The organism is Microbacterium commune (assembly GCF_014836945.1).
Taxonomy (GTDB): Bacteria; Actinomycetota; Actinomycetes; order Actinomycetales; family Microbacteriaceae; genus Microbacterium; species Microbacterium commune.
The window spans coordinates 1,255,415-1,281,121 of sequence record NZ_JACSPX010000001.1; the positions used below are offsets into that span (position 1 = coordinate 1,255,415).

General features: G+C 69.3%; 27 protein-coding genes. 19 read left to right on the plus strand and 8 right to left on the minus strand.

All coding sequences use genetic code 11. The features are described 5' to 3' along the window. The first annotated feature begins 4 nt into the window (after positions 1-4). Together exaC and H9633_RS05790 are read left to right on the plus strand one after the other, a co-directional pair. Positions 5-1,552, plus strand: a complete 1,548-nt coding sequence (gene exaC / locus H9633_RS05785) for an acetaldehyde dehydrogenase ExaC (protein ID WP_191712417.1) — start codon at positions 5-7, stop codon at positions 1,550-1,552. 72 nt (positions 1,553-1,624) lie between these two features. Then, positions 1,625-2,020 (plus strand): DUF779 domain-containing protein, encoded by a 396-nt coding sequence (locus H9633_RS05790; RefSeq protein ID WP_191712418.1) that lies wholly within the window; start codon positions 1,625-1,627, stop codon positions 2,018-2,020. Positions 2,021-2,106: 86 nt separating this feature from the next. On the opposite strand, the gene H9633_RS05795 is transcribed toward H9633_RS05790, so the two are convergent. After that, on the minus strand, positions 2,107-3,297 hold the full coding sequence (locus H9633_RS05795; protein WP_191712419.1) for a hypothetical protein: 1,191 nt from the start codon (positions 3,295-3,297) through the stop codon (positions 2,107-2,109). Between the two features lie 65 nt (positions 3,298-3,362). On the opposite strand from H9633_RS05795, the gene H9633_RS13135 reads away from it, so the two are divergent. From H9633_RS13135 to rplI, 5 genes are all read left to right on the plus strand, one after another. Beyond that, positions 3,363-3,485: a hypothetical protein gene (locus H9633_RS13135; protein WP_263598394.1), complete on the plus strand. Its 123-nt coding sequence runs from the start codon at positions 3,363-3,365 to the stop codon at positions 3,483-3,485. A 120-nt stretch (positions 3,486-3,605) separates the two neighbouring features. Further along, a complete protein-coding gene (gene rpsF / locus H9633_RS05800; protein WP_071641240.1) occupies positions 3,606-3,998 on the plus strand; it encodes a 30S ribosomal protein S6 in 393 nt (130 codons plus the stop codon). Between the two features lie 5 nt (positions 3,999-4,003). Next, positions 4,004-4,501 carry a single-stranded DNA-binding protein gene (locus H9633_RS05805; protein WP_191712420.1) on the plus strand — a complete coding sequence of 166 codons (498 nt, stop codon included), beginning with the start codon at positions 4,004-4,006 and terminating at the stop codon, positions 4,499-4,501. A gap of 61 nt (positions 4,502-4,562) precedes the next feature. Beyond that, positions 4,563-4,817: a 30S ribosomal protein S18 gene (rpsR, locus tag H9633_RS05810; RefSeq protein ID WP_071641238.1), complete on the plus strand. Its 255-nt coding sequence runs from the start codon at positions 4,563-4,565 to the stop codon at positions 4,815-4,817. Between the two features lie 11 nt (positions 4,818-4,828). Beyond that, the gene (gene rplI, locus H9633_RS05815; protein WP_071641236.1) at positions 4,829-5,281 is read left to right on the plus strand and encodes a 50S ribosomal protein L9; all 453 of its coding nucleotides are present in this window, start codon (positions 4,829-4,831) and stop codon (positions 5,279-5,281) included. 259 nt (positions 5,282-5,540) lie between these two features. On the opposite strand, the gene H9633_RS05820 is transcribed toward rplI, so the two are convergent. Continuing rightward, positions 5,541-6,962 (minus strand): chaplin family protein, encoded by a 1,422-nt coding sequence (locus H9633_RS05820; protein WP_191712421.1) that lies wholly within the window; start codon positions 6,960-6,962, stop codon positions 5,541-5,543. An 84-nt stretch (positions 6,963-7,046) separates the two neighbouring features. Continuing rightward, complete coding sequence (locus tag H9633_RS05825) at positions 7,047-8,063, minus strand: hypothetical protein (RefSeq protein WP_191712422.1); 1,017 nt, start codon at positions 8,061-8,063, stop codon at positions 7,047-7,049. Between the two features lie 127 nt (positions 8,064-8,190). On the opposite strand from H9633_RS05825, the gene H9633_RS05830 reads away from it, so the two are divergent. From H9633_RS05830 to H9633_RS05865, 8 genes are all read left to right on the plus strand, one after another. Further along, on the plus strand, positions 8,191-9,222 hold the full coding sequence (locus H9633_RS05830) for a Gfo/Idh/MocA family protein (protein ID WP_191712423.1): 1,032 nt from the start codon (positions 8,191-8,193) through the stop codon (positions 9,220-9,222). A 210-nt stretch (positions 9,223-9,432) separates the two neighbouring features. Next, entirely contained in the window at positions 9,433-10,728 is a 1,296-nt protein-coding gene (locus tag H9633_RS05835) for an ABC transporter substrate-binding protein (RefSeq protein ID WP_256221006.1), read from the plus strand. Positions 10,729-10,805: 77 nt separating this feature from the next. Next, positions 10,806-11,828 (plus strand): carbohydrate ABC transporter permease, encoded by a 1,023-nt coding sequence (locus H9633_RS05840; RefSeq protein WP_071641218.1) that lies wholly within the window; start codon positions 10,806-10,808, stop codon positions 11,826-11,828. Then, positions 11,825-12,745 (plus strand): carbohydrate ABC transporter permease, encoded by a 921-nt coding sequence (locus tag H9633_RS05845; RefSeq protein ID WP_191712424.1) that lies wholly within the window; start codon positions 11,825-11,827, stop codon positions 12,743-12,745. The genes H9633_RS05840 and H9633_RS05845 overlap by 4 nt, the downstream gene beginning before the upstream one ends. A 1-nt stretch (position 12,746) precedes the next feature. Continuing rightward, positions 12,747-14,186: a GH1 family beta-glucosidase gene (locus tag H9633_RS05850; protein ID WP_225211050.1), complete on the plus strand. Its 1,440-nt coding sequence runs from the start codon at positions 12,747-12,749 to the stop codon at positions 14,184-14,186. A 97-nt stretch (positions 14,187-14,283) separates the two neighbouring features. Next, positions 14,284-15,312, plus strand: a complete 1,029-nt coding sequence (locus H9633_RS05855; RefSeq protein ID WP_191712425.1) for a LacI family DNA-binding transcriptional regulator — start codon at positions 14,284-14,286, stop codon at positions 15,310-15,312. 391 nt (positions 15,313-15,703) lie between these two features. Further along, positions 15,704-17,098: a replicative DNA helicase gene (gene dnaB, locus H9633_RS05860; protein WP_071641214.1), complete on the plus strand. Its 1,395-nt coding sequence runs from the start codon at positions 15,704-15,706 to the stop codon at positions 17,096-17,098. A gap of 48 nt (positions 17,099-17,146) precedes the next feature. Next, positions 17,147-17,794 (plus strand): LON peptidase substrate-binding domain-containing protein, encoded by a 648-nt coding sequence (locus H9633_RS05865; protein WP_191712426.1) that lies wholly within the window; start codon positions 17,147-17,149, stop codon positions 17,792-17,794. 9 nt (positions 17,795-17,803) lie between these two features. Here H9633_RS05865 and H9633_RS05870 read toward each other — a convergent pair whose 3' ends face one another. Then, positions 17,804-18,301, minus strand: coding sequence for a DUF427 domain-containing protein (locus tag H9633_RS05870; protein WP_191712427.1), 498 nt, complete (start codon positions 18,299-18,301; stop codon positions 17,804-17,806). A gap of 87 nt (positions 18,302-18,388) precedes the next feature. Here H9633_RS05870 and H9633_RS05875 point away from each other — a divergent pair, with 87 nt between their 5' ends. Further along, positions 18,389-19,150, plus strand: coding sequence for a YqjF family protein (locus H9633_RS05875; protein WP_225211051.1), 762 nt, complete (start codon positions 18,389-18,391; stop codon positions 19,148-19,150). 40 nt (positions 19,151-19,190) lie between these two features. Here H9633_RS05875 and H9633_RS05880 read toward each other — a convergent pair whose 3' ends face one another. Beyond that, positions 19,191-20,378 carry an AI-2E family transporter gene (locus H9633_RS05880; RefSeq protein WP_191712429.1) on the minus strand — a complete coding sequence of 396 codons (1,188 nt, stop codon included), beginning with the start codon at positions 20,376-20,378 and terminating at the stop codon, positions 19,191-19,193. A gap of 111 nt (positions 20,379-20,489) precedes the next feature. Between H9633_RS05880 and H9633_RS05885 the strand changes: the two genes are divergently transcribed. Both H9633_RS05885 and H9633_RS05890 read left to right on the plus strand, forming a co-directional pair. Then, the gene (locus H9633_RS05885) at positions 20,490-20,915 is read left to right on the plus strand and encodes a hypothetical protein (RefSeq protein WP_191712430.1); all 426 of its coding nucleotides are present in this window, start codon (positions 20,490-20,492) and stop codon (positions 20,913-20,915) included. After that, a complete protein-coding gene (locus tag H9633_RS05890; protein WP_191712431.1) occupies positions 20,912-22,525 on the plus strand; it encodes a DUF5671 domain-containing protein in 1,614 nt (537 codons plus the stop codon). Before H9633_RS05885 ends, H9633_RS05890 begins: the two co-directional genes overlap by 4 nt. A gap of 19 nt (positions 22,526-22,544) precedes the next feature. Here H9633_RS05890 and H9633_RS05895 read toward each other — a convergent pair whose 3' ends face one another. Genes H9633_RS05895 through H9633_RS05905 form a run of 3 tightly spaced genes read right to left on the minus strand, consistent with a single transcriptional unit; the run spans position 22,545 to position 25,486 of the window. Further along, positions 22,545-23,840, minus strand: a complete 1,296-nt coding sequence (locus tag H9633_RS05895) for an NAD(P)/FAD-dependent oxidoreductase (RefSeq protein WP_191712432.1) — start codon at positions 23,838-23,840, stop codon at positions 22,545-22,547. Between the two features lie 11 nt (positions 23,841-23,851). Beyond that, entirely contained in the window at positions 23,852-24,508 is a 657-nt protein-coding gene (locus H9633_RS05900; RefSeq protein WP_318247207.1) for a histidine phosphatase family protein, read from the minus strand. A 60-nt stretch (positions 24,509-24,568) separates the two neighbouring features. Next, on the minus strand, positions 24,569-25,486 hold the full coding sequence (locus tag H9633_RS05905) for a J domain-containing protein (protein WP_191712433.1): 918 nt from the start codon (positions 25,484-25,486) through the stop codon (positions 24,569-24,571). Positions 25,487-25,518: 32 nt separating this feature from the next. On the opposite strand from H9633_RS05905, the gene H9633_RS05910 reads away from it, so the two are divergent. Continuing rightward, entirely contained in the window at positions 25,519-25,707 is a 189-nt protein-coding gene (locus H9633_RS05910) for a hypothetical protein (RefSeq protein ID WP_191712434.1), read from the plus strand.

Genomic DNA, 25,707 nt, shown 5'->3' on the forward strand with positions numbered 1-25,707 from the left:
ACCGATGACCATCGTCGAAGAAGACGTGTCCACCGCCTACGCCGCCCCCGGCCAGCCCGGCGCGGTCGCGAACTACCGTGCCCGCTACGGCCACTACATCGGCGGCGAGTTCGTCGAACCGGCCAAGGGCCAGTACTTCGAGAACATCAGCCCCGTCAACGGCAAGCCGTTCACCGAGGTCGCCCGCGGCACGGCGGAAGACGTCGACCGCGCGGTGGATGTCGCCTGGAAGGCGTTCGAGTCGTGGAGGCGCACCTCGCCCGCCGAGCGCTCCGTGATCCTCAACAGGATTGCCGACCGCATCGAGGAGAACCTCGAGATGATCGCCGTCGCCGAGACATGGGAGAACGGCAAGCCGGTGCGTGAGACGCTCGCCGCCGACATCCCGCTCGCGATCGACCACTTCCGCTACTTCGCGGGCGTGCTGCGCGGGCAGGAGGGCGGCATCAGCCAGCTCGACGAGAACACCGTCGCGTACCACTTCCACGAGCCGCTGGGAGTCGTCGGCCAGATCATCCCGTGGAACTTCCCGATCCTTATGGCCACGTGGAAGCTCGCCCCCGCTCTCGCCGCCGGCAACTGCGTGGTCATCAAGCCGGCCGAGCAGACTCCGGCGTCGCTGCTGTTCCTGTTCGAGATCATCGGCGATCTGCTGCCCGCAGGTGTCGTGAACATCGTCAACGGGTTCGGCATCGAGGCCGGCGCACCGCTCGCTCAGCACAAGCGCATCCGCAAGGTCGCGTTCACCGGTGAGACCACGACGGGCCGGCTGATCATGCAGTACGCGTCGCAGAACCTCATCCCCGTCACCCTCGAGCTCGGCGGCAAGTCGCCGAACGTCTTCTTCGAGGATGTCGCCCGCGCCGAAGACCCGTACTACGACAAGGCGCTCGAGGGATTCACGATGTTCGCGCTCAATCAGGGCGAGGTCTGCACGTGCCCGTCGCGCGCCCTCATCCAGCGTTCGATCTACGACGGGTTCCTCGCCGACGGACTGGAGCGCGTCGGCAAGGTCGTGCAGGGCAACCCGCTCGACCCCGCCACGATGATCGGCGCCCAGGCGTCGAACGACCAGCTCGAGAAGATCCTCAGCTACATCGACATCGGAAAGCAGGGCGGCGCGAAGCTGCTCACCGGTGGCGAGCGAGTCGACCTCGGGGGCGACCTCAGCGAGGGCTTCTACGTCGCACCGACGGTCTTCGAGGGAACGAACGACATGCGCATCTTCCAGGAGGAGATCTTCGGTCCGGTGCTGTCGGTCACGAGCTTCAGCGACTTCGACGACGCGATCTCGATCGCCAACGACACGCTGTACGGCCTGGGCGCCGGTGTCTGGAGCCGCAGCGGAGACACCGCGTACCGCGCCGGACGCGCCATCGAGGCGGGTCGCGTGTGGACGAACACGTACCACCAGTACCCGGCGCACGCCGCGTTCGGCGGGTACAAGCAGTCGGGCGTCGGTCGCGAGAACCACAAGATGATGCTCGATCACTACCAGCAGACCAAGAATCTGCTCGTGTCGTACGCGGAAGGGCCGATGGGCTTCTTCTGATCGGCATCCACGGTCTCGGGCGGGCGTCGCGTGACGTCCGCCCGAGACCGACGGATTCGAGAGGAGCGGATGATGGTGAGTATCGGCAGATACCAACGGGTGGATGTATCGGATGCCGCCGCCGAGCTGCTGCGTGAGCTGACGACGCAGCACGGACCCCTGATGTTCCATCAGTCGGGCGGATGCTGCGACGGCTCGTCACCCATGTGCTACCCGGTCGGCATGTTCATCACCGGCCCCAGCGACGTGCTGCTGGGCCGGCTCGAGGTCGACGGGCTCGACCCGATCGAGGTGTTCATGTCGGAGTCGCAGTTCGAGTACTGGAAATACACGCACCTCACGATCGACGTCGTGCCTGGCCGCGGTGCGGGGTTCAGTGTCGAGGGCCCCACCGGCATGCGGTTCCTGATCAGATCCCGGATGCTGAACACCGCCGAGCTCGAGTACTTCGGGTTGGCGCCGGCATAGCATCCGGCCCGCGGGTGGGCCCATATGGCCGCGTCGGGCGTATGGAGGCGGCCATACGGGACCACCCCGGGCAGCGCGCCCCGGACTCAGCGGATGAAGAGGAGCGACAGCAGCCCGAACAGCTGCGGCAGCATCGCGACGCCGACGATGAGGACGATGACCACCACCGTCACCCACGAGAAGCCGGTGCGCAGGCGTCGACCCTGAGGGGCGACACCGGGTGGTGGCCGCAGCATGCCGGCCGGCGGCGCGAAGGGCAGCGCCGTCGGGGGCATTGGCGGGTGGTGCGGCCCCGCGGCCGCGGGTGTCTGGGCAGACGGATGCTGCGCCGGCGCCCCCTGCGCGAACCGCAGACGGTCATCGCGCCAGCGGGCCCACTGGTCGAACTTCGTCATCAGCGCACCGACCGTGCCGAACAGCCATGCCCAGGTGCTCACGTCCGTGGTCGAGGCGGGTCGGCGCATGTACAGGAACATCCAGTCGTCGACGATCTCCACGTCGAGCTGCGCCGCGTGATCGATGAACCTGGCCATGATGTCGGGGGTGAAGAGGTAGAGGGCGTCGGCTTCGTATCCGCTCGGGCAGTACAGCGTGAAGTGCTGGTCGAAGTCTCCCTCGAGCGAGAGCCTCTGGTCTTTCGAGAAGGTGGACGGCAGGTTCGAGCCGAGGGAGTTGTTGCCCAGCGCGTCGAGCACGATGTTGGGCAGCGGCACGTCGAGCTTCACCGCGACGTAGCCCCAGCTGTGCGTGGTCTTGTTCTTCCCGGAGCCGGTCGTGTACGTGTAGTTGCCGAATTCGACGAAGCGCGGATGCTGGCCGCGCACGAGCTGCGAGGCCATCCGTGCGTCGCCTCGATGGAAGATCATGCCGGGAAGCGGCGGGTCGGCCACGAACGGGCGGAAGGTCATCGCGTTGGCTTCGGCGAACCGGGCGATCCGGTAGGTGCTCTCGCGCGTGCGGCGACGGGAGACGATGAACAGCGGGATGCCCACCGCGGCGAGCACCACAGGGATCAGCGCCGGCAGTGAGAACAGCGCGCCGACGCCGGGGTCTCCCGACGCCAGGCCCGAGATCATTCCGAACAGCGCGAAGCCGATGACCGGCAGGAACACCAGGCCGAAGACCACCGCGAAGATCACACCGATGACGATCTGCGTCCCGGATGTCGGGTTCTGTACTTTGACCGCGCGCCAGAACTCGTTTACCGCTCGGGGGTGGACGGGTTCTGTCAGCGGCCTGGTCTCGAACGGGTGCTGCTGTGGTGCAGGAGCCGTCATCGACCCTCCGCTCGCTCGGCGATCCACTCCATACCTGAACGCTACCCGTCCCCTGGTCGCCGTCGATGAAGCCGGCGACGAAGCAGGTGCTGAAGCAGGTGCTGAAGCAGGTGCTGAAGCAGGTGCTGAAGCAGGCGCTGAAGCAGCCGATCGGCGACCGGTCCGGGGCATCGTCATCGATCCGGTAGACTGTTGTGGTTGTCTGCCCGTCGGCATCCATTCGGGAAGCCGCGACAGACGACGTGCTACACACCCTCCTGCTTCCGGGAAAGTCCCGGGAGCCGTTCTAGTCCGAAGGAGGTGGGTAAGTGACGCACCAGTACGAGCTCATGGTCATTCTGACCCCCGAGCTGGACGAGCGCCAGGTTGCCCCCAACCTCGACAAGTTCCTGAAGGTCATCACCAACGATGGTGGCTCGATTGACAAGGTCGACATCTGGGGCAAGCGTCGTTTCGCCTACGAGATCAACAAGAAGAACGAGGGCATCTACGCCGTCGTCAACTTCACCGCCACCAGCGAGGCCACGGTCGAGCTCGACCGTCAGCTGAAGCTGAGCGAGCTCGTGTTCCGCACCAAGGTTCTGCGTGCCGAAGAGGCACAGGCCATGGTCGCCGCCGAGGCCAAGCGCGCCGCCGACAAGGCTGCTCGCAAGCCCAAGACGGCCGCGCGCCGGGCTGAGCCTGCCGAAGCCAAGGCCTGACGCTCATGGCCGGCGAAACCGTCATCACCGTGGTGGGCAACCTCACCGCAGACCCCGAGCTGCGTTACACGCAGAACGGACTGCCGGTGGCGAACTTCACCATCGCCTCGACCCCGCGCACGTTCGACCGTCAGGCCAACGAGTGGAAGGACGGCGAAGCGCTGTTCCTCCGCGCGTCGGTGTGGCGCGAGTTCGCCGAGCACGTGGCAGGTTCCCTGACGAAGGGCATGCGCGTCATCGCGCAGGGCCGTCTGCGTCAGCGCTCCTACCAGGACCGCGAAGGCAACCAGCGCACCTCGATCGAGCTGGAGGTTGACGAGATCGGTCCGTCGCTGCGATACGCGACGGCACAGGTCACGCGGGCCGCATCCAACGGTGGCGGTGGACAGTCGCGTCCGCAGCAGCAGCAGCAGGTCTCGGACGAGCCGTGGTCGACCCCCGGTTCCTCGAGCGCTGACGCCTGGAGCACTCCGGGCAGCTTCGGCGACGACACCCCGTTCTGAATTCCGGGTCCCTGAGCCTGTCGAAGGGCTCGGGCATCCGATCATCTCTTAAGGAAGAAACATGGCTGGAAAGTCGAGCGGCGATCGCCGCAAGCCGCGGAAGGGTGGCAAGCCCACCGCTCCCGCGAAGTCCATCCGCGTTGGCGTCATCGACTACAAGGATGTCGCGACGCTTCGCAAGTTCATCTCGGAGCGCGGCAAGATCCGTGCCCGTCGTATCACCGGTGTCTCCGTGCAGGAGCAGCGTCTGATCGCCAAGGCGATCAAGAACGCTCGCGAGATGGCTCTCCTGCCCTACGCCGGCGCTGGCCGCTGAGGGGTACGGACATGGCAAAGCTGATTCTCACGAACGAGGTCGCCGGGCTGGGTAGCGCCGGAGACGTCATCGAGGTCAAGAACGGGTACGCCCGCAACTACCTCGTCCCCAAGGGCTACGCCGTGGCGTGGACCCGTGGTGGCCAGAAGCAGGTCGAGTCGATCCAGGCAGCCCGCAAGGCCCGCCAGATCCACGACCTCGACGAGGCGACCGCACTCAAGAACAAGCTCGAGGGCACCAAGGTGCGTCTGGCCGTCAAGGCCGGCGCCGAGGGTCGCCTGTTCGGCTCGGTGAAGACGGCCGACGTGGCCGACGCCGTCGCGGCTGAGGGCCTCGGCTCGATCGACAAGCGCAAGGTGCACTTCACCTCGCCGATCAAGACGACGGGCGAGCACGAGGCGACGGTTCGTCTGCACGACGACGTCACCGCCGTGATCACCCTTCAGGTCACCGCCGCGAAGTAATCTCGCTGAACCAGCAGGCCCCCGCCATCTCCGGATGCCGGGGGCCTTCTGCATGCGCGCCCGATGAGTTCGCCCCTGTCGGGTGGTGCGAGGTCGAATACGTACGCTTCCGCGGGCGCTCGCGTGCGTTTTCGACCCCGCACCGTCGGAGCGTCGGAGCGTCGGAGCGTCGGAGCGTCGGATGCCTGTCGACGGATGCCGGTGGGCATGCCGGTGCGGCGGATGCGCTGTCATGTCGCATCCGCCGCACCGGCTGTGGTCAGGCCGCTGCGCGGGCGCGTCGGACCAGCGCGCCACCGATGAACAGCATCAGACCGGCCAGCAGGGCAAGGGCCGGGGCCATCTCACCACCACCGGTCATGGCCAGCGCCCGGGTGCCGCTCGCGGCGGGGATCACGGACGCAGCGCGCGGCGACGTCACGAGGGCCGCGGGGTCGATGCCGGCATCCGTCGCCTGGTCGGCGCCGGGCTCGCTTCCCTGGTCGGTGCCGGGGACGGTCCCCGGGTCAGTGCCCGTGTCGGTGCCGGGATCGGTGCCTGGCTCGGCCCCCGGATCGGTTCCCGGGTCAGTCCCGGGATCAGTACCGGGGTCGGTACCGGCATCGGTGTCTCCGGGAGTGGTTCCCGGGACCTCCACCGTGCTGTCGCCGATCAGGGAGATGCCGTTGCCGCCGATCGTGATGGGCGCGGTGATCGGAAGCAGCACCTGCGTGCCGCCGAGGATCCCACCGCTTCCATCCGTGGTGGGGTCGGCTGCGGGCGCACCGGTCGTCGGAATGCTGTCCGATCCCTGGGCTGCCGTGGCGTCGCCGAGGACGGAGATGCCGTTGCCGGTCACCGTGATCGGTGCGGTGATGGGTGCGAGCACCTGCGTGCCGCCGAGGATCCCGTCGTTTCCGCTCGTGGTGGCGTCGGTCGCGGGTGCCTCGGTGGGTGCCGATGTGCCCGTGGTTCCGTCTGCAGCCGTGGCGTCGCCGATCAGGGAGATGCCGTTGCCGCCGATCGTGATGGGTGCGGTGATGGGTGCGACCACCTGCGTGCCGCTGACGATCCCGTCGTCTCCGCTCGTGGTGGCATCGGTCACCGGCGCCGAAGCGGGCTCCGAGGCGGTGTCCGATCCCTGGGCGCCGGTGGCGTCCCCGAGCACGGAGAGGCCGTTGCCGGTCACCGTGATGGGTGCCGTCACCGAGATGAGGCCCTGCGTGCCCGACAGGATCCCGTCCGACCCCGACGTGCTGACCGCCGCAGGTGCAGGTGCAGGTGCGGGCGCGGGCGCTGCGGCATCCGACTGAGCGGAGGACGAGCCCAGGACGCTCACGGCGTTCCCCGACACGGCCACCGGTGCGACCACGTCGATGAGCGCCTGAGTGCCAGAGACCACGCCGTTGTCGCCGCTGGTCTCAGCGGGAGCCGCGGGAGCCGCAGCGGGAGCCGCAGCGGGAGCCGGTGCCTGAGCCGCGGGCGCGGCTTCCGGCATCGAGCCGGCGGCCGCGTCGCCGAGCAGCGATACGGCGTTCCCGACCACGTCGACCGGCGCGGTGACCGGTGCGAGGATCTGCGTCCCCGAGAGAAGACCGTCCTCCCCATTCGTTTCGGCCGCGTTCGCGGCCGTGGCGCCGAGCAGCGAGACGCCGCCGGCGATGAGCGCGCCCCACAAGGCGTGCTTGACGATAGTGCGCATGAGAATTACTCCTGATCTGTGCGAGAGGAAGATCACACGGTCGTGTGATCCGGGCGTGCCGATGCAGAATCGGCTGCCCTCTCGTCAGTCAGGAGAGACGTCGGTGCTGCCCGCCGGAGAATCCGGCAGAGCAGCATCCACGGGGATGCCCGTCCGGGAAGACGCCCCGAGATCGAGACGTGCGGAGGGAGGGCGGTCGGAACTCGTACCGGGCGCAGGCCCGCTGCCGCCGGCGGCGGAGGTCGGAGCGGCGACGCCGGGAGAGCTCGAGGGCGCGCCGGGCTGCTCTCCCGACGGAACGGTCGGCTGAGCGTGAGAATCGCGAGGGAGTATCGCACCGGCATCCCGCATCACGGCGGGCAGGGCGGATGCCGACGGCTGCGCCACAGGCGTCACGGCGACGACCGACGCAGGCTCGACAGCCCACCCCGCCCCGCTGTCCGCGCCGGGATCCGCCGGGGAGCCGTCGGCATCGAGCGGGACCTCGAGGTCGGGAACCACGGCATCGTCGGTGCTCGGGATGCCCGGCTGAAGCCCGCCGACGACGGGGTCGACCGTGGTGCCGATCACAGGCGGAACGATCTCGAGAACGCTGTCGACGCCCGTCGCCACCTCGTCCACGAGGTCGGTCGCGCCCAGTCCGTCGACGACCGAACCCACCACGGGGACGCTGCCGACAGCATCCGTCACCGGGGTGACGATCGCGCTGACCGGAGCGGACGCCGCGACGTCCTCGACGGTCTTCGTCACGGTCGACACGGTGTCGCCGGTCTGCGCGATCACCTGCGCCGCGGGCGCGCCGACGACCGGAACCGAGGCCACGGTCGTCGTCGTCTTCTCCACGACCTGCTGGACGGTCGAAGTGACCGGAGCGGCCACCTGCTCGACGGTCGAGGTCGCCGCCTTCGCGACCGGGGCGACCACACCGCCCAGCGTGTCGCCCACCAGCGACGTGAGTCCTGACAGGGGCGCCGGGGTCTCGTCATCCGCTCGAGCCTCGCTGCCGGAGAGCACCGCGCTGAGAAGCGCCCACGCGAGCACGAAGAACGCGCCCCAGAGGTACACCGCAGTTCTGCGGACCCCTGTCGTCTCGACGTTCATGCTCAGCCCCCGTGCAATCCGAGAATTCTCCGATCGTGCCCAGGACGATACCCGACCACCTCGAAACCGTCCACCCCTCGAGTCGGCCGGGAAGCCCGCTCGTCGTCGTGCACTAGGTTCAGGACTCATGACCGCGCCGCTGCTCACCATGCCCACTCCGCGAACGGCACCGCTTCGGGGCGGACCGGTTCTGAACTGGGGTGTCACCGCGCCCGGCGGCATCGCCACCGACTTCGTGCATGCCCTGCACACGCACACCGACCAGCGGGTGATCGCCGTCGCCTCACGATCGGTCGATCGCGCCCACGAGTTCGCCCGGCGGCACAGCATCGCCCGCGTGCACGAGGACTACGCCGCGCTGTACGACGACGAGCAGGTGCAGATCGTCTACATCGCGGCGCCGCACAGTGAGCACCGTCGCCTCGCGCTCGATGCGATCGCCGCCGGCAGGCACGTGCTCATCGAGAAGCCGATCGCCGTCTCCGCCGACGAGGCGCGCGACATCGCCGCCGCTGCCCGCGCGGCCGGTGTCTTCGCGATGGAGGCGATGTGGACCCGCTTCCTTCCGCAGACGGATGTCATGCTGCACCTGCACGAGGACGGCGTCATCGGCGATCCGCGACTGGTCATCGCCGATCTCGGGTTCGCCGCCGACCCGCGTGCCGGCGGACGTCTCTTCGATCCGGCGCTGGGCGGGGGCGCACTGCTCGACCTCGGCGTCTACCCCGTCTGGCTCAGCCACCTGTGGCTGGGGGCGCCCACCGCGATCACGGCCCGCGGCACCCTCACCGCCTCGGGCGTCGATCAGCAGAGCGCGCTCGTTCTCGACTACGCGTCGGGCGCTCAGGCGCTGCTGAGCGCGAGCATCCGGGTGACGTCGCCCGGCTCGGCATCCGTCTCGGGATCGCAGGGCGGACTGCAGGTCGATCCGTCGTTCGTCTTCCCCGGGGGATTCTCGGCAGAGCACGGCGACGCACGCGGCCGCTTCGTCGACGTCTCCGGTCTGACCCACCGCGACGGGATGGCCTGGCAGGCCGCGGCCGTCGCGCAGCACATCGATGACGGGCTTCGCGAGTCTCCGCTGCACCCGCTGCGGACCTCGATCGACGTGCTGGCGACCATCGACGAGGCACGTCGCCAGCTGGCGATCACAGCCTGACGAGGCCTGCGAGGTCTCCCGCGCGCACACCGGCTAGGCCCCGGCGTTCCGGCGTGCGGTTGCGGGTCTTCCGTGGGAGCGCGCCCATGAACCTCTTGACAGGTCGCAAAAGCCCGGCGTATCGTGAACGCCGAAGCCGCTGGGAGCGCTCCCACACAAATCATGGGAGCGCTTGCATGCTTCGCCCGAAGCGCACACAAGGGAGTGACCGTGAAATCAGCACGAAGCAAGATCGCCGCGTCCGTCGCCGGCGTCGCCGCCGTGGCCCTCATCGCCACCGGATGCTCGACGGGGGGTGGCGCCGAAGCGAGTGACGACCAGATCACCCTGTCGATCACGACCTTCGGCACCATGGGCGTCGATGCGAAGTACGCCGAGTACATGAAGCAGAATCCGAACATCAAGATCGAGGCGACCAACCTCGAGGGGGGCGGCGCAGCCCGCGACGACGCCTACGCGAAGATCGCCGCAGGCACCGGGCTCAGCGACATCGTCGCGATCGAGGAGGGCTGGCTCGGCACGATCGCCGAGGTGTCCGACGCGTTCGTCGACCTGCGCGACTACGGCATCGAAGACGTCAAGGACTCCTGGCTCGACTGGAAGTACGAGCAGGGCACCACGGCCGACGGTCAGGTCATCGGCGCCGGCCTCGACATCGGGCCGCAGGGCCTGTGCTACCGCGGCGATCTGTTCGAGGCCGCCGGCCTGCCCAGCGAACGGGAAGAGGTGGCCGCCTACTTCGGTGGTGAGGACGCCACGTGGGATCGCTTCTTCGAGGTCGGCGAGGAGTATGTCGACAAGACAGGCAAGGCTTTCTACCACAGCCCGCGGTTCTTCTGGAACTCGTTCGTCAACCAGCAGGAAGAGGGCTACTACAAGAAGGACGGCGAGACGCTCAACATCGAGGACAACGATGTGCTGAAGGAGCATTTCGCCAAGATCGTCGAGGCTGAGAAGGCCGGGCTCGGCGCAGGCCTTCCCGGCTGGGAGGTCGGGCCCGAGGCCAAGGCCGGCGACTTCGCGGTCTACATGTGCCCGAGCTGGATGCTCGGCATCGTGCAGGGCTACTACGACGAGGGCACCACCGACAGCGGCTGGGACTTCGCGAACGTGCTTCCCGGCGGCGCCGCCAACTGGGGCGGTGCGTTCCTCGGCGTCGCATCCTCGTCGGAGCACAAGGAGGAGGCCGCCAAGCTCGCGCTCTGGCTCGCATCGCCCGAGCAGCAGGCATCGGCCTTCGAGAAGGCGGGGCCGTACCCGAGCACGACCGAGGGTCAGAAGCTCGTCGCCGACACCACCAGCCCCTTCTTCAACGACGCGCCGATCGGCCAGATCTTCGCCGAGCGCTCGAAGGGTGTCGTCGCTCAGGTCAAGGGACCGGAGGACTCCAACATCCAGGACAACGTCTTCGGGCCGATCTTCGACCGCGTCAGCCAGGGCGAGGTCACCGATCCCGACAAGGCCTGGGACGCCGCCATGGAACTGCTCGACCAGATCCCCAGCTGACCGCACGGGCGGCTCGACGCACGTCGCCGAGCCGCCCGAGCATCCACCCCGCACTCGATCCCGCGATTGGTTCAACGATGAGCAGCACAACCGGCAGAGCCGCCCGCACGGAACTCACGTTCCGTCAGAAGGTCAGTCGTCTCGACCACACCTTCTCCCCGTACCTGTACATCGCGCCGTTCTTCATCCTGTTCGCGCTGATCGGCGTCTTCCCCATCGTCTACACGTTCAACGTGTCGCTCTACGACTGGCATCTGCTGAAGGGCCAGGGCGACTTCGTGGGGCTGCAGAACTACGTCGACGTCCTCAACGACCCGTTCTTCTGGAACGCGTTCGGCAACACGTTCAGCATCTTCCTGCTCTCGGCCATACCGCAGCTCGTCATCGCCACGGTCGTCGCTGCGCTGCTGAACCAGGCGATCCGCGGTCGCACGTTCTGGCGGATGAGCATCCTGCTGCCCTACATCGTCGCACCGGTCGCGGTGACGGTGATCTTCCTGCAGGTCTTCAACCAGTACCACGGGCCTGTCGCCGGTCTGCTCGAACTGCTCGGTCTCGATCCGATCCGCTGGTCGTTCGACGTCTTCCCGTCGCACGTCGCGATCGCCACCATGGTGAACTGGCGCTGGACCGGATACAACGCCCTGCTCCTGCTCGCGGCCATGCAGGCCGTGCCGCGAGACATGTACGAGTCGGCCACCATCGACGGAGCCAGCAGGCTGCGTCAGTTCTGGTCGATCACCCTCCCGCTGATCCGTCCGACGCTGATCTTCGTCGTCATCACGGCGACCATCGGCGGGCTGCAGATCTTCACCGAGCCGAAGCTCTTCGACGGCCGCACCTACGGCGGCAGCGACCGGCAGTTCCAGACGATCGTGCTCTACCTGTACCAGCTCGGCTTCCCCATGCGCGACTTCGGCCGCGCGTCCGCGACGGCGTGGATCCTGTTCCTCGTCATCATGCTCGTCGGGCTGCTCAGCTTCATGATCACCCGAGCGATCCGCACCGCCGACGAGAAGACCTCCACGGTGCGCAAGACGCGAGTCCCGTCCCGAAAGCAGACGCCGGTTCCGGCTCACACCCAGCAGGGAGCATCATGACCGCCCTCCTCACCCCCGCACCGGCGTCGGAGACGGATGCCGGGGCAGAGCGCCGCACGACGGCATCCGAGCGCCGCGCTCGCCGCGTGCGCGCCTACGAGCGCCCGGGGATGCTCACGTACGCCCTGCTCATCGCGTACTTCGCCGGCTCGGCGTTCCCGCTGTGGTGGTCGTTCGTCATCTCGTCCCGCCAGTCGTCCGACACCAACCTCGTGCCGCCGGCGGTCCTGCCGGGGCCGAACTTCCTGTCCCACGCCGCCGAGGTGTTCGAGACGGTTCCGTTCCTGCTGTCGCTGATCAACAGCGCGGTGATATCGGCCGCGATCACCCTGTCGGTGGTGTTCTTCTCGACTCTCGCCGGGTACGCCTTCGCGAAGCTGCGCTTCCGCGGCCGCAGCGGACTGCTCGTCGCAGTGATCGCCACCATGGCGATTCCCACCCAGCTGGGCATCATCCCGCTGTTCATGCTGATGGCGGAGTGGCGCTGGGTGGGCTCGCTGCAGGCGGTCATCGTTCCCGGCATGGTCACCGCCTTCGGGGTGTTCTTCATGCGGCAGTATCTCGTCGACGTGATCCCGGACGAGCTGATCGAAGCCGCGCGGATGGACGGTGCGAGCATGTGGGGCACCTTCTGGCACGTGGCGCTGCCCGCGGCGCGTCCCGCCATGGCGGTGCTCGGTCTGTTCAGCTTCATGGCCGCGTGGACGGACTACCTGTGGCCGCTGCTCGCCCTCACACCGCGAAATCCCACGGTGCAGACCGCGCTGGCGGCGCTGAGCGCAGCCGGGGGACAGAACCCGGACAACGCCCTCGTGCTCGCCGGGGCCGTGCTCTCGGTGATCCCCCTCCTCATCCTCTTCTTCGTCGCGGGCCGCCAGCTCGTGACCGGAATCATGCAAGGCGCAGTGAAAGGCTGACATGACCATCGAGATGCAGGCGCACACCAGAGACAGCCCCGATTACCGGGATGTCGGGCTGGAGTTCCCCGCCGGGTTCCTGATCGGTGCGGCCACCGCCGCGTACCAGATCGAGGGCGCGGCCACCGCAGACGGGCGAGGCCCGTCGATCTGGGACACCTTCAGCGCGACACCGGGCAGGGTCGTCGACGGCGACACGGGAGATGTGGCCGTCGACCACTACAACCGGCTCGACGCCGATCTCGATCTCATGGCCGACCTGGGGATCGAGGCGTATCGGTTCTCGATCTCCTGGCCGCGCATCCAACCGACGGGGTCCGGTCCGGTGAACGAGGCGGGCCTGGCGTTCTATGAACGTCTCGTCGACGGTCTGATCGCCCGCGGCATCCGTCCGATCGCCACTCTCTATCACTGGGATCTGCCGCAGGCGCTCGAGGATGCCGGTGGATGGACCAACCGCGAGACCGCCTACCGGTTCGCCGAGTACACCCGTCACGTCGCGGAGGCGCTCGGTGAGCGCGTGCATGTCTGGACGACCTTGAATGAGCCGTGGTGCAGTGCGTTCCTCGGATATGGGTCGGGCGCGCACGCTCCCGGCCGCACCGACGGCGTCGCCGCACTGCGGGCCGTGCACCACCTGAATCTCGCCCACGGCCTCGCCGTTCAGGTGCTGCGAGAGGTGGCGCCGCGCGCGCAGGTGTCGGTGACGCTCAACTTCCACGTGATCCGCGGAGCAGACGGCCCGGACTCCGAGGCCGTGCGCCGTATCGACGCCCTCGCCAACCGGTCGTTCACGCATCCCATGCTCGTCGGCGGCTATCCCGACGATCTCATCGACGACACCGCGGCGGTCACCGACTGGCTGTTCGTGCGGCCCGGCGACACCGAGATCATCCGGCAGCCGATCGACTTCCTCGGCGTGAACTACTACTCCACGACGCGGGTGCGGATGTGGGACGGCATCGCCCCGCGGCAGCGAGCGGACGGGCACAAGGACGTCGGCGGCTCGGCCTGGCCGGGCAGCGACGACGTGGAGTTCCTCACGCAGGACGGCCCGTACACGGCGATGGGATGGAACATCGCTCCCGACGGACTCGAGGAGCTGCTGCTGAGGCTCAGCCGCGAGCATCCGGGACTTCCGCTCGTCATCACAGAGAACGGTGCGGCTTTCGACGACGAGCTCAGCGGCGATCGCGTGCACGACGACGCCAGGCTCGACTACCTGCGCCGTCATTTCACGGCGGCTCATCGTGCTCTGCAGCAGGGCGTCGACCTGCGCGGGTACATGGTCTGGTCGCTGTTCGACAACTTCGAGTGGGGCTACGGCTACAGCAAGCGCTTCGGCATCGTGCACGTCGACTACGAGACGCAGGAGCGCACCGTGAAGGACAGCGGTCTGTGGCTGGCACGGCTCATCGAGGAGCGCCGGATCCCGGAGTGAGACGCCGCGCCGGCGTGGCGTACGGTGAAGACATCCACCCTCGACAGCGAGGTGCCCACGATCGCGCCGGATGCGCAGCAGGAGACGAAGAGTGACGATGAACGCGTCTCGCAGCGCGCAGCCCTGGGTGCCGACCCTCGAGGAGGTCGCGGCACTCGCCGGAGTGTCGAGTTCGACCGCATCGCGGGTCATCAACGGATCGCCCCGGGTCACCGAGAGCACCGTCGCGCGCGTGAACGCGGCGATCGCGAAGGTCGGATACGTGCCGAATCGCGCGGCGCGCAGCCTCGCGCGCCGCAGCACGCAGACCGTCGCGATGATGATCCCCGAGCGCACGGCGGAGTTCTTCGCCGACCCGTACTTCGCAGAAGTGATCCAGGGCGCCGCGATGTACGCGTCGTCGACCGAGTACTCCCTCACCCTGCTGATCGAGTCGGAGAACGACCCGGAGAAGACGCACCAGCTTCTTCGGCGCGGCAACGTCGACGGTGCGCTGATCCTCTCGCACCACAGTGCCTCCTCGTCGTATCGCGAGCTGGCGCGCACGCTGCCCGTCGTCTTCGGGGTGCGCCCGCCGGGGGAGACGGGCGAGGAGATCCACGTCGTCGACGTCGACAACACCGCGGTCGGTGCACTCGCGACCCAGCACCTCATCGATCGCGGTCGGCGGCGGATCGCCACGATCAGCGGACCGCTCGACACGACGGCCGGGCAGGAGCGCCTGCAGGGGTGGCGCGACGCGCTCTCGGCGGCGGGTCTCGAGGAGCTCGGCAGTGAAGAGGGCGATTACACCCCGAGCGGGGGAGCGGCGGCCGCGCGTCGGCTGCTCGACGCGGGGGTGCAGATGGATGCCCTGTTCGTCGCGTCGGCACAGATGGCTGCCGGCGCGCTGGGTGTGCTCAAGGAGCGCGGCATCCGGGTTCCGGACGACGTCGCCGTCGCCACCGTCGACAACAACGTCTTCTCGACGAGCGCGTCTCCGCAGCTCACGACGGTCGATCTGCACACCGCCGCGAAGGGTGCGGCGATGATGGCGACGGTCGTGCGGCTGATCCGCGGGGAGCAGCTGGATGCCGAGGCGGCGCTGCCGCTCGACCTCGTGGTCCGCGAGTCCACAGGCTGTTGACGGGCGCGGCGCGCCCGGGCGGGATCGAGCTTGACTTTCCCCAGGTTCTGCACATCAGGAGCGACGCGCCGGAACCTTCAATCTCACGTTGAAGCGGGATTTCCTCCACAGGCTGGGGAATAGAAGAAAACCTGATCAGACTGGAGAAAAGTCCGAGATATCAAATCTCTCCACCGAGTTGTCCACACCCGTTCTGCACAGACACTCCAGAGTTCTTCGCACACTCTCCACAGAGTTATCCACAGCCCCGGTTGCATGGGGATAACCCGGCTTCTACCTTGGGGGAGACCGGATGTCGGTGGTGCATGTTCTTCTTGTGCCCGAGGCCGACTGCCCGCCGGTCGCAAGCGCCGGTGACGTGTGTCCAGTCGTGCCGGCCGGGAGGAGCACGGTGTCGATCGCAGATATCTCGAACGAGCGTCTGGGTGGCTCTCGCAGCCCCGAGCGCACCCCGCCGCATGATCTCCTGGCAGAGCAGAGCGCACTGGGCGGCATGCTGCTGTCGAAGGATGCCGTCGCCGATGTGATCGAGATGCTCAAGGGCGCCGACTTCTACGTGCCCAAGCACGAGCTCATCTTCGAGGCGATCCTGTCGCTGTACTCGCACGGCGAGCCCACCGACGTCGTCGCCGTCACCGACGAGCTGATCAAGACGGGCGAGCTGGGGCGCGCCGGCGGGGCCGACTACCTGCACACCCTCACCTCGATCGTGCCGACCGCGGCGAACGCCGGCTATTACGCGGGCATCGTCGCGGAGCGAGCCATCCTGCGGCGCCTGGTCGACGCGGGCACCCGCATCGTGCAGCTCGGCTACGCGGGCGAGGGCGACGCCGCCGACATCGTCAACAACGCCCAGGCCGAGATCTACTCGGTGACCGGCTCCGAGACGGCCGAGGACTACGTGCCGCTCACCGTCGCCGTCGACGCGGCCGTCGAGGAGATCGAGGCGGCCAACGGCCGTGACGGCACGATGACCGGCATCCCGACGGGGTTCCGCGAGCTGGACGAGCTGACCAACGGCCTGCACGGCGGACAGATGATCGTCGTCGCCGCGAGGCCCGCTATGGGTAAATCAACGCTGGCTCTGGATTTCGCCCGGGCTGCGGCCATCGGCCACAACGAGCCGTCGATCTTCTTCTCGCTCGAGATGGGCAAGAGCGAGATCGCGATGCGCCTGCTCAGCGCCGAGGGCGCCATCCCGCTGCAGAACATGCGCAAGGGAACCCTCGACCCGCGGGACTGGACGACCGTCGCGGCCACCCGCGGACGGATCAACGACGCCCCGCTGTACATCGACGACAGCCCGAACATGACCCTCGTCGAGATCCGTGCCAAGTGCCGTCGGCTCAAGCAGCGCGAAGGCCTGCGACTGGTGGTCATCGACTACCTCCAGCTGATGACGAGCGGCAAGCGCGTCGAGTCGCGTCAGCAGGAGGTCTCGGAGTTCTCGCGTGCGCTCAAGCTGCTCGCGAAAGAGCTGCAGGTGCCGGTGATCGCGCTGTCGCAGCTGAACCGTGGCGCCGAGCAGCGCTCCGACAAGAAGCCCGCGATCAGCGACCTGCGCGAGTCCGGCTCGATCGAGCAGGACGCCGACATGGTGATCCTGCTGCACCGCGAGGCCGCGTACGACAAGGACATCCGTCCCGGCGAGGCCGACCTGATCGTCGCCAAGCACCGCAACGGCCCCACCGCGACGATCACCGTCGCCTTCCAGGGGCACTACTCGCGGTTCAAGGACATGGCGCCCGGTGACTTCGGCGGTGGCGGGGGCGGCGACTTCAACTGAGCGTCGCAGCCGGGTGACGCAGCCCCGTCGGAGTGGTTTACTGGCGCGATGGCAGCCACGGCGATGTTTCCGCTCGAGACGGTGCTGTTCCCGTACACACCTCTCGCCCTGCGCGTCTTCGAAGAGCGGTATCTGAAGATGCTCGGTGCAGCTCTCGAATCCCACCAGCCCTCGTTCGGGGTGGTGCTCATCGAGCGCGGGTCAGAAGCCGGGGGAGGGGACACCCGGTTCCACACCGGCACGATGGCGCGGATCGTCGAGGTCGCGGCCACCGAGCGTGACATCGAGCTGCTCGTCGTGGGGGGAGAGCGCATCGAAGTGGGCGCGTGGTGGAACGACGAGGCGTACCCGACCGCCGAGGTGCACACGATCGCCGAACTGACCTGGGATCCGGCACTCGCCCCGCTGCGCGCCGAAGCCGAGAAGCATGTCCGTCGTGTGCTCACGCGCGCTGCGCTCAGCTCGGGCAGTCGATGGGATCCGAACATCGAGATCTCCGACGATCCGCTGGAGTCGTCATGGCAGCTCGCCGCGATCGCGCCGTTGGGGCCCATCGATCAGCTCGAGCTGCTGCGCTCGAGCTCCCTCGCCGGTCTGCTCGCCCGCCTCATCGATCTCACGCTCGAGGCCGAGCAGATCCTCACCGCGACGTTCGACGGCGGCCGCGACGACGGCGAACCCGGGCTCACCGCCTGACCCGCCGGGTCACCACCCCATCGACCCGGGTTCCCCCTTGAACGGGCCGCGGATGCGGGAGGTGATCCAGCCGCCGTAGAACCGGCCCGGCTGCGGAGTGACCTGCTCGTCGCCGACGGTGCAGGCATCCATCTCGCCTGCGTAGACCGCGACCCGCCCACGCAGCGACTCGAAGCCGCGCGCAGGCTGCGGGTACGTCCACGCGGCCCGGCTGACGATCCGTGATCCACCGTGCACGTCGAAGTACGCCGCCCCGCCCTTGAACTCGCAGAACGACGACCCCTCCGTCGGCACGAGCGCACCCTCGAGGAACGAATCGGCGGGCAGGTAGTAGACCGGCGGGTGGCTGGTCTCGAGTACGCGGACCGCGTCGACGGTGTCGGCGATCAGCACACCGCCCAGGCGGATCGTGATCCGCTGCGACACCGGCTCGACGCGCGGTGGCCGCGGATAGTCCCACGCCGACTCCTCGCCGGCGCGGACGGGTTCGGGCTCGGGCCTTCGCATACCGCGAGGATACCCGCGGCGAGGCGCCGTCGGACCCGCCGAGTGCGAGAATGGCAGCCCCCGCTCTCGACCGTGCGAATGGACGTCATGGACCTCTCTGCCACGCCCCCGCCGCTCCGCGGACGCACCGTTGCGGCTCAGGCATGGCGCGACGTCGCCTTCGTGCACTGGCGGGTCGACCCCGAGGTCGTGCGCCCGCTCATGCCCCGCGGCGTGCGACCGGATGTCTTCGACGGGTCGTCCTGGGTGGGACTGGTCGCCTTCGAGCTCGGCGCCGCTCGCATCGGACCGCTGCCGCCGGCGCGGCGCTGGGGCACCTTCACCGAGATCAACGTGCGCCTGTACGGCATAGACGACGAGGGCCGTCACGGCGTGGTGTTCGCTTCCCTGGAGGCCGCCAGCCTGCCCGCCGTCATCGGCGCGCGTGCCCTGTTCTCCCTGCCGTACATGTTCGCGCATACCGGCAAACGGCGTCTCGAGGGCTCCGGTCTCAGCCTGCGATACACATCGCAGCGCCACACCGCGCGCCTCGGCGGGCGCGGCCCGGGCTTCGACCTCACGGTCGACGTCGACACCTCCCGCGCGGTGCGCGACGACCTGTCGACCTTCCTCACCGCGCGCTGGGGACTGTTCCAGACCCGGTTCGGGCGCACGCTGTGGCTGCCGAACACGCACGAACCCTGGACGCTGCATCCCGCCCGCGTGCGCCATCTGGAAGACGAGCTGTGCGCGGCCGCCGGCCTTCCCGGCATCGTCGACGCCCCGCCCGAGTCCGTGCTGTTCAGCCCCGGAGTGGATGCCCGCTTCGCGGCGGGTTCGACGATCCGCGTCGCACCCGACCGGCGGTGACCCGCGCTCGCCGTCGGATCCCGGTGGCGCGGGACCGCCCTCAGGCGACCTCGACCGCGGTGCTCTGCGCGGCGCGGGGCTCTCGCGGCTTCCGCCGCGCCCACTTCGCGGGCAGGTTCTCACCGTCCCACACCTGGATGATGCCCCACACCGCGGCCGTCACCGGCACGGCGAGCACCGCGCCGATCAGTCCGCTGAGGGCGGTTCCCACCGCCAGGGCCACCAGGATGACAAACGCGTGCAGCTTCATCGTGCGTCCCATCAGCACCGGCTGCAGCAGGTTGCCCTCGAGCTGATTGACCAGCACGACGACGGCGACGACGAGCAGGGCACTCACCCAGCCGTTCGCGACGAGGGCGACGAGCGCCGCCAGCACGCCGGCGAGCGTCGCGCCGACGATCGGGATGAACGCGAGGAGGAAGACGAGGACGGCGAGTGGCACGGCGAGCGGCACCTGCAGGATGAGCAGGCCGATCAGGATGCCGACGGCGTCGACCAGGGCGACCGTCGCGGTACCCCGCACGTAGGAGCCGAGCACGCCCACGGTCTTGTGCCCGATCCGGCGCGCGCGGCGCTCGCCCTCGCCGTGGAACGGACGCAGCAGGAACTCCCACATCTGCGGGCCGTCCTTGAGGAAGAAGAAGAGGATGGTGACGAGCAGCACGAAACCGGTGACGAAGCTCGCGACCGCGCTGACACCGGCGAGCGCGCCGGAGCCGAACTGCGCGCTCGTGACGAAGTCGGTGAGCGTCTTCGTCCACTCCTCGATCTGCTGCGGGGTGAACAGCTGGAACGGCAGCGTGTCCGTCCACTCGATCACATGGTCGATGCCCTGCTGCGCCTGCGAGTACAGGTCGTCCCACTGATCCCGCACGGCCCAGACGATCATCCAGCTCAGGCCCGTCAGCACCGCGACGATCGAGAAGAGCGTGATCATGGTCGCGGCGAGGTCGGGTACTCGGTGGCGGCGCAGCCAGTTCATCGCCGGGGCGAAGGCGCACGCAAGGATCAGCGCGATCGCCAGGGGGATGGTCACCAGCGTCAGGTACCGGATGACGAACACGATGCCTGCGGCGACGGCGACCACCAGCAGGATCTGGATCGAGCGGATGCCGAGGCGACCGAACCCGTCTGCCCACAGGCTCCAGGGGGGACGCGTCGCGCGGGGTTCGATCGTCGGCTGATCGAGCTGGACGTGCGCCGATCGCTCTCTGCGGAACAGGCTCATGCCATGAGCCTAAGGTCCCTGTACCGCCGAGGTCGTATGCGCCACCATGGGCACATGAACGAAGTCGATGCGGCGAGCCCGCGATCTCAGTCAAGGCGATGGAGTCCGGTGATGCTCGGCCTGATCGCGGTCGTGGTCGTCGTGGTCGCCGTGGCGCTCGTCGCGATCTTCACCCGCGACGGCGACAGCGTGTACCCCGCCGACTCCCCGGAGGGCGTCGTGCAGCGGTACGCGCAGGCGATCGTCGATGGCGACTCCGCCGCCGCACTGGCGTATCTGGTCCCCGAGTCAGCCGAGGAGTGCGAGCGGTGGGACACCGGCGCGGCCGACTACCGCATCACGCTGCTGCGCAGCACGGAGCGCGACACGACGGCACGGGTCGAGGTGATCGTCTCCGAGGTCGTCGGCGGCGGACCCTTCGGGCCCGACGAGTACCAGAACCAGGAGGTGTTCGACCTCGAACGCGTCGATGGCGACTGGAAGCTCGTGACGACGCCCTGGCAGTTCCGGATCTGCGCCGAGAAGGTGCAGCCATGACCGTCGCGGTGGTGCGGAGGCTCATCGTCTTCGCCTTGCTCTTCGCGCTCGTCTCGATCGCCGCGGTCGGCGTGGCGGGTCTGCTCGAGCGGGTGATCGGGCTCGGCTCCGTGCTCGTCACCGACACCGCCGGGCTCGCCAGGGCACTCGCCTTCGTCCTGATCGGTGCCCCGCTCGCGGTGCTCGTCTGGCGCTGGGAGCGCCGCCGACTGGCCGAGCCGCTGGAGCGCTCCTCGCTCGTGTGGTCCGTGTACCTGGCGGCGATGACGCTGACATCGCTCATCTTCGCCGTCGCGCTCGCGGCATCCGCCATCGCCGCGGGCATCGAGGGGGAGTGGCGGCCGAGCGAGGCGGCCGGGGCAGTCGTCTGGGCAGGTGTGTGGGTGTGGCATCGACGGATGCGTCGCAGTCCGGTCACCGCGCCGACGCGCCTGCCGGCGCTCGGCGTCGAGCTGTCGGCGCTGTTCGGTCTCGTCGTGGCGGCGGTCGGTGCCGGTTCCGCGCTGGCCGCGCTGATCTCACAGGCGCTCGCGCCGGTCGCGCCGGTGCTGCTCGATTCGCGACCGTGGTACACCGCGGTGCTGCAGCCGCTGGTCTGGGCGGCCGTCGGCGCGGTGGTGTGGTGGTGGCACTGGACGCGGGAGCAGGCATCCGGCACGCCCGATGCTCTCGCCCGCGTGCTGCTGGTGATCGTGGTGGCGGGCTCCGCCGGGGCCGCGCTCTTCGGGATCGGCACCGTGCTCCTCACCCTGCTGCGGCTGCTGTTCGACGACGATCCCGCGGCGGAGATCCTGTCGCCGCTCGGTGCGGCCGCCGGCGCCGCCCTGGTGGGCGCGATCATCTGCGACGCGCATGCGCGAATGCTGTCTGCGCGCGGTCCGCGGGTTCGCGGCGCCGCGCGGCTGGCCGTGTCCGGGGTGGCTCTCATCGGCGCGGCCAGCGGCTTCGGAGTCGTGGTCAACGCTCTCCTCGCCGAGCTCGACGCGACGCTGCTCGCCGACGACACGCGCACCCTGCTGCTGGGCGGTCTCAGTGCGCTCGTGGTGGGCACGGCGGCGTGGTGGGGCACCTGGCGTCCTGGTCGCGCGGTGACCGAAGAGCAGTCCGGAGACATCGCGCGCCGCGTCTACCTGGTGGTCGTCTTCGGCGCCAGTGCCGTGGTCGCGCTGGTGACCCTGCTGCTCATCGGCTTCCGGCTGTTCGAGGTGCTGCTCGCGGCCGGTGGCGCCTCCCGCATGCAGGGCGGACTCATCGAGCGCATCCGCGCTCCGCTCGGGCTGCTCAGCGCGACCGTGCTCGTCTTCATCTACCACTTCGTCGTCTGGCGACGCGATCGAGCGATCGCGCCGCCCACCAGCAGGGCACCGGGCATCGAGCGCGTGGTGCTGGTCGCCGCTCGCGGATCCGAGCCGCTCGCCCAGCGCATCCGTGAGCTGGGCGGCGTGCGGGTGACGCTGTGGGAGGCATCCGACGATCGCACTCCCGCCACGGAGGCGGATGCCGACGAGATCGTGCGGCGGCTGCACGCGCTCACCGCGACGCGAGCCCTCGTCGTCGCGGGTGCAGGACTGGCCCCCCGGGTCGTCCCGCTGTCGGAGGCAGCCCGCTGACGGCGTCAGCCGCCCGCGGTCAGAGTCCGCCCGCAGCACGGTCGGCCAGCAGGACGCGAGCCGCGCGATCACCCGACACCAGCGCCCCGTCGATGGAGGGGCTCTGCCGGTGATCGCCGGCGACGTACAGCCGATCGACCACCCGCGTGGGCTCGGCCCGCAACGGCGGGTGCTGGGCAGGCAGCGCGTGGTGGATGTCGTCGCGTCGCAGCAGCGGCCAGCGCGTCGCATCCGTGCCCCAGATCTCGCCCAGCTGTCGGCGCACCTCGACCTCCCCGGCCAGGACCTGCGGGCCGAGGAGGCATGTGGCTTGGACCAGATGCCTGCCGGCGGGCGCGTAGCTCGGGGCGGCGTGCGAGATCACCGCGGTGTTGACGATGGGCCCTGATCGGCGTCCATCGACGGCGATCATGCCCGATGCCGCCGGCGCGGCCTCGGGCGCGAACCACCAGGTCTGCAGCCCGCGGGTGGGCGGCGCGTCGACGCCCGTGAGGGCGGTCAGGCGCTCGGGGCCCACTGCGACGATGACGGCGGCGGCCCTCATGACATCCGCGCCCGCCGCATCGACCTCGACGTGATCCGATGCGGGGCGGACGCGATCGACGCGATGCCCGAGGCGTATCTCGGCGCCCGCCGCGCGGGCCTTCCGCGCCAGCTGCTCCGGCAGCGCCTGGATACCCTCGGCGGGCAGTCCGGGCGTGCCCAGCAGGAACATGCGCACCAGCCACCGGGTGAAGGCGTTCGAGGTGTCGAAGCGTGCGTCGGCGAGGACCCCGCTGAGGAACGGCTCCACCACCTCTGTGCGCAGCGGGCCGCGCAGCCCCGCACTGTCCCAGCTCTGGCGCGCAGACGTGTCGTGCCCGGCCGCCGCGCGGCGACGCAGCCGCGTCGGTGCGAGCAGGGCCGGGGCCGCCCAGCGTGCGAGCGCGATCACGTCCGCGGGGCGGACCAGTCCGCTGCGAAGAGTCTCGCCGATCGACAGCGGATGCCTGCGAGGATCGGCCAGGGTCACCAGCGTCGACCCGCCCACTCCGGCTGCGCTGTCGCGGCGTACCCGCACCCCCACCGGGAATGCCTGCAGTCGCAGGGCCGTCGCGTCGGCCCAGCGCCGCACCGACGGATAGGCGGGGTTCAGCACCTGGAACCCTCGATCGAGGAGGAAGCCATCGACGCGGTCGGTGCGCTGCCGACCGCCGACGGCGTCGGAGGCATCGAGCACCAGCACGTCCAGACCCGCCTCGGCCAGCACCGTCGCGGCCCGCAGGCCGGCGAGGCCCGCGCCTACGACGATGACATCGTGGTCTGCTCCTGGCATCCGCTCTCGCATCAGGATTCCGCCGGCTCCATGGGCAGGTGCGGCCCGTGGTTCCAGGCCAGGATCGCGGGGGATTCGCGCGCGAATCCGAGCACCGACACCGAGCCCGCGTCGAGCGAGATCGACGCGGCGAATCGTGGTGCCTGGCGCAGGAACACCGCCGTGAGGATACGCAGATAGTGGCCGTGCGCGACGAGGGCGACATCTCCGGATGCCATCGCCGGCAGCACGCGGGTCAGCACACGCGACGCGCGTGCGGCGACCTCCTCGACGGTCTCGCCCGGCGTCTCGCCGCGGATCACACCATGGGTGAACGTCGTCCAGCTGTAGCCGAGCTCCGCCCGGATCTCCTTCGTCGTGCGCCCCTCGTACCCGCCGTAGTCCCACTCGACCAGCAGGGGGTCGATGCCGGCATCCAGCCCCGCGAGCTCGGCCGTGCGGCGCGCCCGCCGCAGCGGCGAGCTGAGCACGAGGCGGAAGTCGTACCCCTGCACCAGCTCACCGGCCGCACGGGCGAGATCCTCACCGTGGGCGGTCAACGGGATGTCGGTCAGACCCGTGTGCCTGCCGGTGCGCGACCATTCGGTCTCGCCGTGGCGCAGCAGCACGAGCTTGCCCCGAGGGGCGTCGGGCGCGGGTCGATCGGGCAGCGGGTCGGTGGCATCCACGCTCTCACCGTAACCCTCGCTGCAGCCCCGGGCGCGGGCGCGCGCGGCTTCTCACGCGCCTCACGGCGAGAGCACGCGGACCGTGTGCGTCAATCGGCTTCGCACGTCGAACGCCTCGTTGCCGCCGAGCACGCGCGCTCCCGGCACTCCGGCGCGCAGCACCGAGCGCAGCGCGCTGCGACGCACGACCACGACCGGCACACCCCTGACGGAGCCCAGCGGCGTGATCGCGTCGTCGAGGTCGTCATCGGGAAGGATGAGGATCGCCCCGCCGAACCGCACGCGTGCAGCGCGCGCCACGATCCGCATGCGGGCGAGCAGGTCGCCGGTGGGGGCGGCGCCGCCGACGTGGCTGCCGATGACCTCGCCCTGACGGAACCGCACCGGTCCGCCGAAGTCCTCCGACCGGAGGCCGTACAACCCGGTCGGGCTGAGCACGACGTGATCGAGCTTCCCCTCGTCGTCCTCGCCGGTGGCGACGTCATGCCACGCCGTGAACCCGATGCCGAGCTCGTCGATCGCCGTGGCCGTGGCCTCCTCCGCCAGCGCGTCGGCCAGCATCCGACGCGCCTGCCACGATGCCGCGCGCACGACGAGCGGGTCGTAGGCCTCGGCATCCGTCGCGTCGTGACCGAGCTGCTCGGCGAGCAGCTCACGGTAGCGGCGACGGCGCCACGCGCCCGCCTGCCCATGCGAGCGCCCGCGCGGGCGGGTGCCCGTCGCGCCCGGAGTCGACGGACGCGCAGCCCAGGACGTCGTCCCCCTCCCGCGGTCGTAGGCGGCGCGCGCGGCCGAGGTGCCGACCAGCTCCCAGGCCCGCTGCACGCGCACGAAGACGGCCGCATCGCCCCCGGTGTCGGGGTGCGTCTGGCGCAGCCGCAGCCGGTAGGCGCGGCGCAGGTCGTCGTCGCTCACCTGGGGCGTGACACCGAGAACCTCGTACGCGGATGCCGAGAGCGGGCCGTCGAAGGTCACCATCACACGTTAGACGCTTCTTCTAGGCTGGAGGCATGACCAAGAGCACCCTGTGGACCATCGTCGCCGTCGTCGTCTCGGTCGTCATCGCGTTCTGGATCGTGAACGTGCTGTTCTCGCTGATCTGGTTCATCGCGAAGCTGGCGATCGTCGCCGTCGTCGCGGTGATCGTCTTCGTCGTCATCCGCACGCTCATGGCCCGCTCCCGCGGCGAGCGGCGCTGA

Coding starts and splice junctions, on each gene's coding strand:
- exaC (WP_191712417.1), top strand. CDS start 5: ATGACCATCGTCGAAGAAGACGTGTCCACCGCCTACGCCGCCCCCGGC.
- H9633_RS05790 (WP_191712418.1), top strand. CDS start 1,625: ATGGTGAGTATCGGCAGATACCAACGGGTGGATGTATCGGATGCCGCC.
- H9633_RS05795 (WP_191712419.1), bottom strand. CDS start 3,297: ATGACGGCTCCTGCACCACAGCAGCACCCGTTCGAGACCAGGCCGCTG.
- H9633_RS13135 (WP_263598394.1), top strand. CDS start 3,363: ATGAAGCCGGCGACGAAGCAGGTGCTGAAGCAGGTGCTGAAGCAGGTG.
- H9633_RS05805 (WP_191712420.1), top strand. CDS start 4,004: ATGGCCGGCGAAACCGTCATCACCGTGGTGGGCAACCTCACCGCAGAC.
- rpsR (WP_071641238.1), top strand. CDS start 4,563: ATGGCTGGAAAGTCGAGCGGCGATCGCCGCAAGCCGCGGAAGGGTGGC.
- rplI (WP_071641236.1), top strand. CDS start 4,829: ATGGCAAAGCTGATTCTCACGAACGAGGTCGCCGGGCTGGGTAGCGCC.
- H9633_RS05820 (WP_191712421.1), bottom strand. CDS start 6,962: ATGCGCACTATCGTCAAGCACGCCTTGTGGGGCGCGCTCATCGCCGGC.
- H9633_RS05825 (WP_191712422.1), bottom strand. CDS start 8,063: ATGAACGTCGAGACGACAGGGGTCCGCAGAACTGCGGTGTACCTCTGG.
- H9633_RS05830 (WP_191712423.1), top strand. CDS start 8,191: ATGACCGCGCCGCTGCTCACCATGCCCACTCCGCGAACGGCACCGCTT.
- H9633_RS05840 (WP_071641218.1), top strand. CDS start 10,806: ATGAGCAGCACAACCGGCAGAGCCGCCCGCACGGAACTCACGTTCCGT.
- H9633_RS05845 (WP_191712424.1), top strand. CDS start 11,825: ATGACCGCCCTCCTCACCCCCGCACCGGCGTCGGAGACGGATGCCGGG.
- H9633_RS05850 (WP_225211050.1), top strand. CDS start 12,747: ATGACCATCGAGATGCAGGCGCACACCAGAGACAGCCCCGATTACCGG.
- H9633_RS05855 (WP_191712425.1), top strand. CDS start 14,284: ATGAACGCGTCTCGCAGCGCGCAGCCCTGGGTGCCGACCCTCGAGGAG.
- H9633_RS05865 (WP_191712426.1), top strand. CDS start 17,147: ATGGCAGCCACGGCGATGTTTCCGCTCGAGACGGTGCTGTTCCCGTAC.
- H9633_RS05870 (WP_191712427.1), bottom strand. CDS start 18,301: ATGCGAAGGCCCGAGCCCGAACCCGTCCGCGCCGGCGAGGAGTCGGCG.
- H9633_RS05875 (WP_225211051.1), top strand. CDS start 18,389: ATGGACCTCTCTGCCACGCCCCCGCCGCTCCGCGGACGCACCGTTGCG.
- H9633_RS05880 (WP_191712429.1), bottom strand. CDS start 20,378: ATGAGCCTGTTCCGCAGAGAGCGATCGGCGCACGTCCAGCTCGATCAG.
- H9633_RS05885 (WP_191712430.1), top strand. CDS start 20,490: ATGCTCGGCCTGATCGCGGTCGTGGTCGTCGTGGTCGCCGTGGCGCTC.
- H9633_RS05890 (WP_191712431.1), top strand. CDS start 20,912: ATGACCGTCGCGGTGGTGCGGAGGCTCATCGTCTTCGCCTTGCTCTTC.
- H9633_RS05895 (WP_191712432.1), bottom strand. CDS start 23,840: ATGCCAGGAGCAGACCACGATGTCATCGTCGTAGGCGCGGGCCTCGCC.
- H9633_RS05905 (WP_191712433.1), bottom strand. CDS start 25,486: ATGGTGACCTTCGACGGCCCGCTCTCGGCATCCGCGTACGAGGTTCTC.
- H9633_RS05910 (WP_191712434.1), top strand. CDS start 25,519: ATGACCAAGAGCACCCTGTGGACCATCGTCGCCGTCGTCGTCTCGGTC.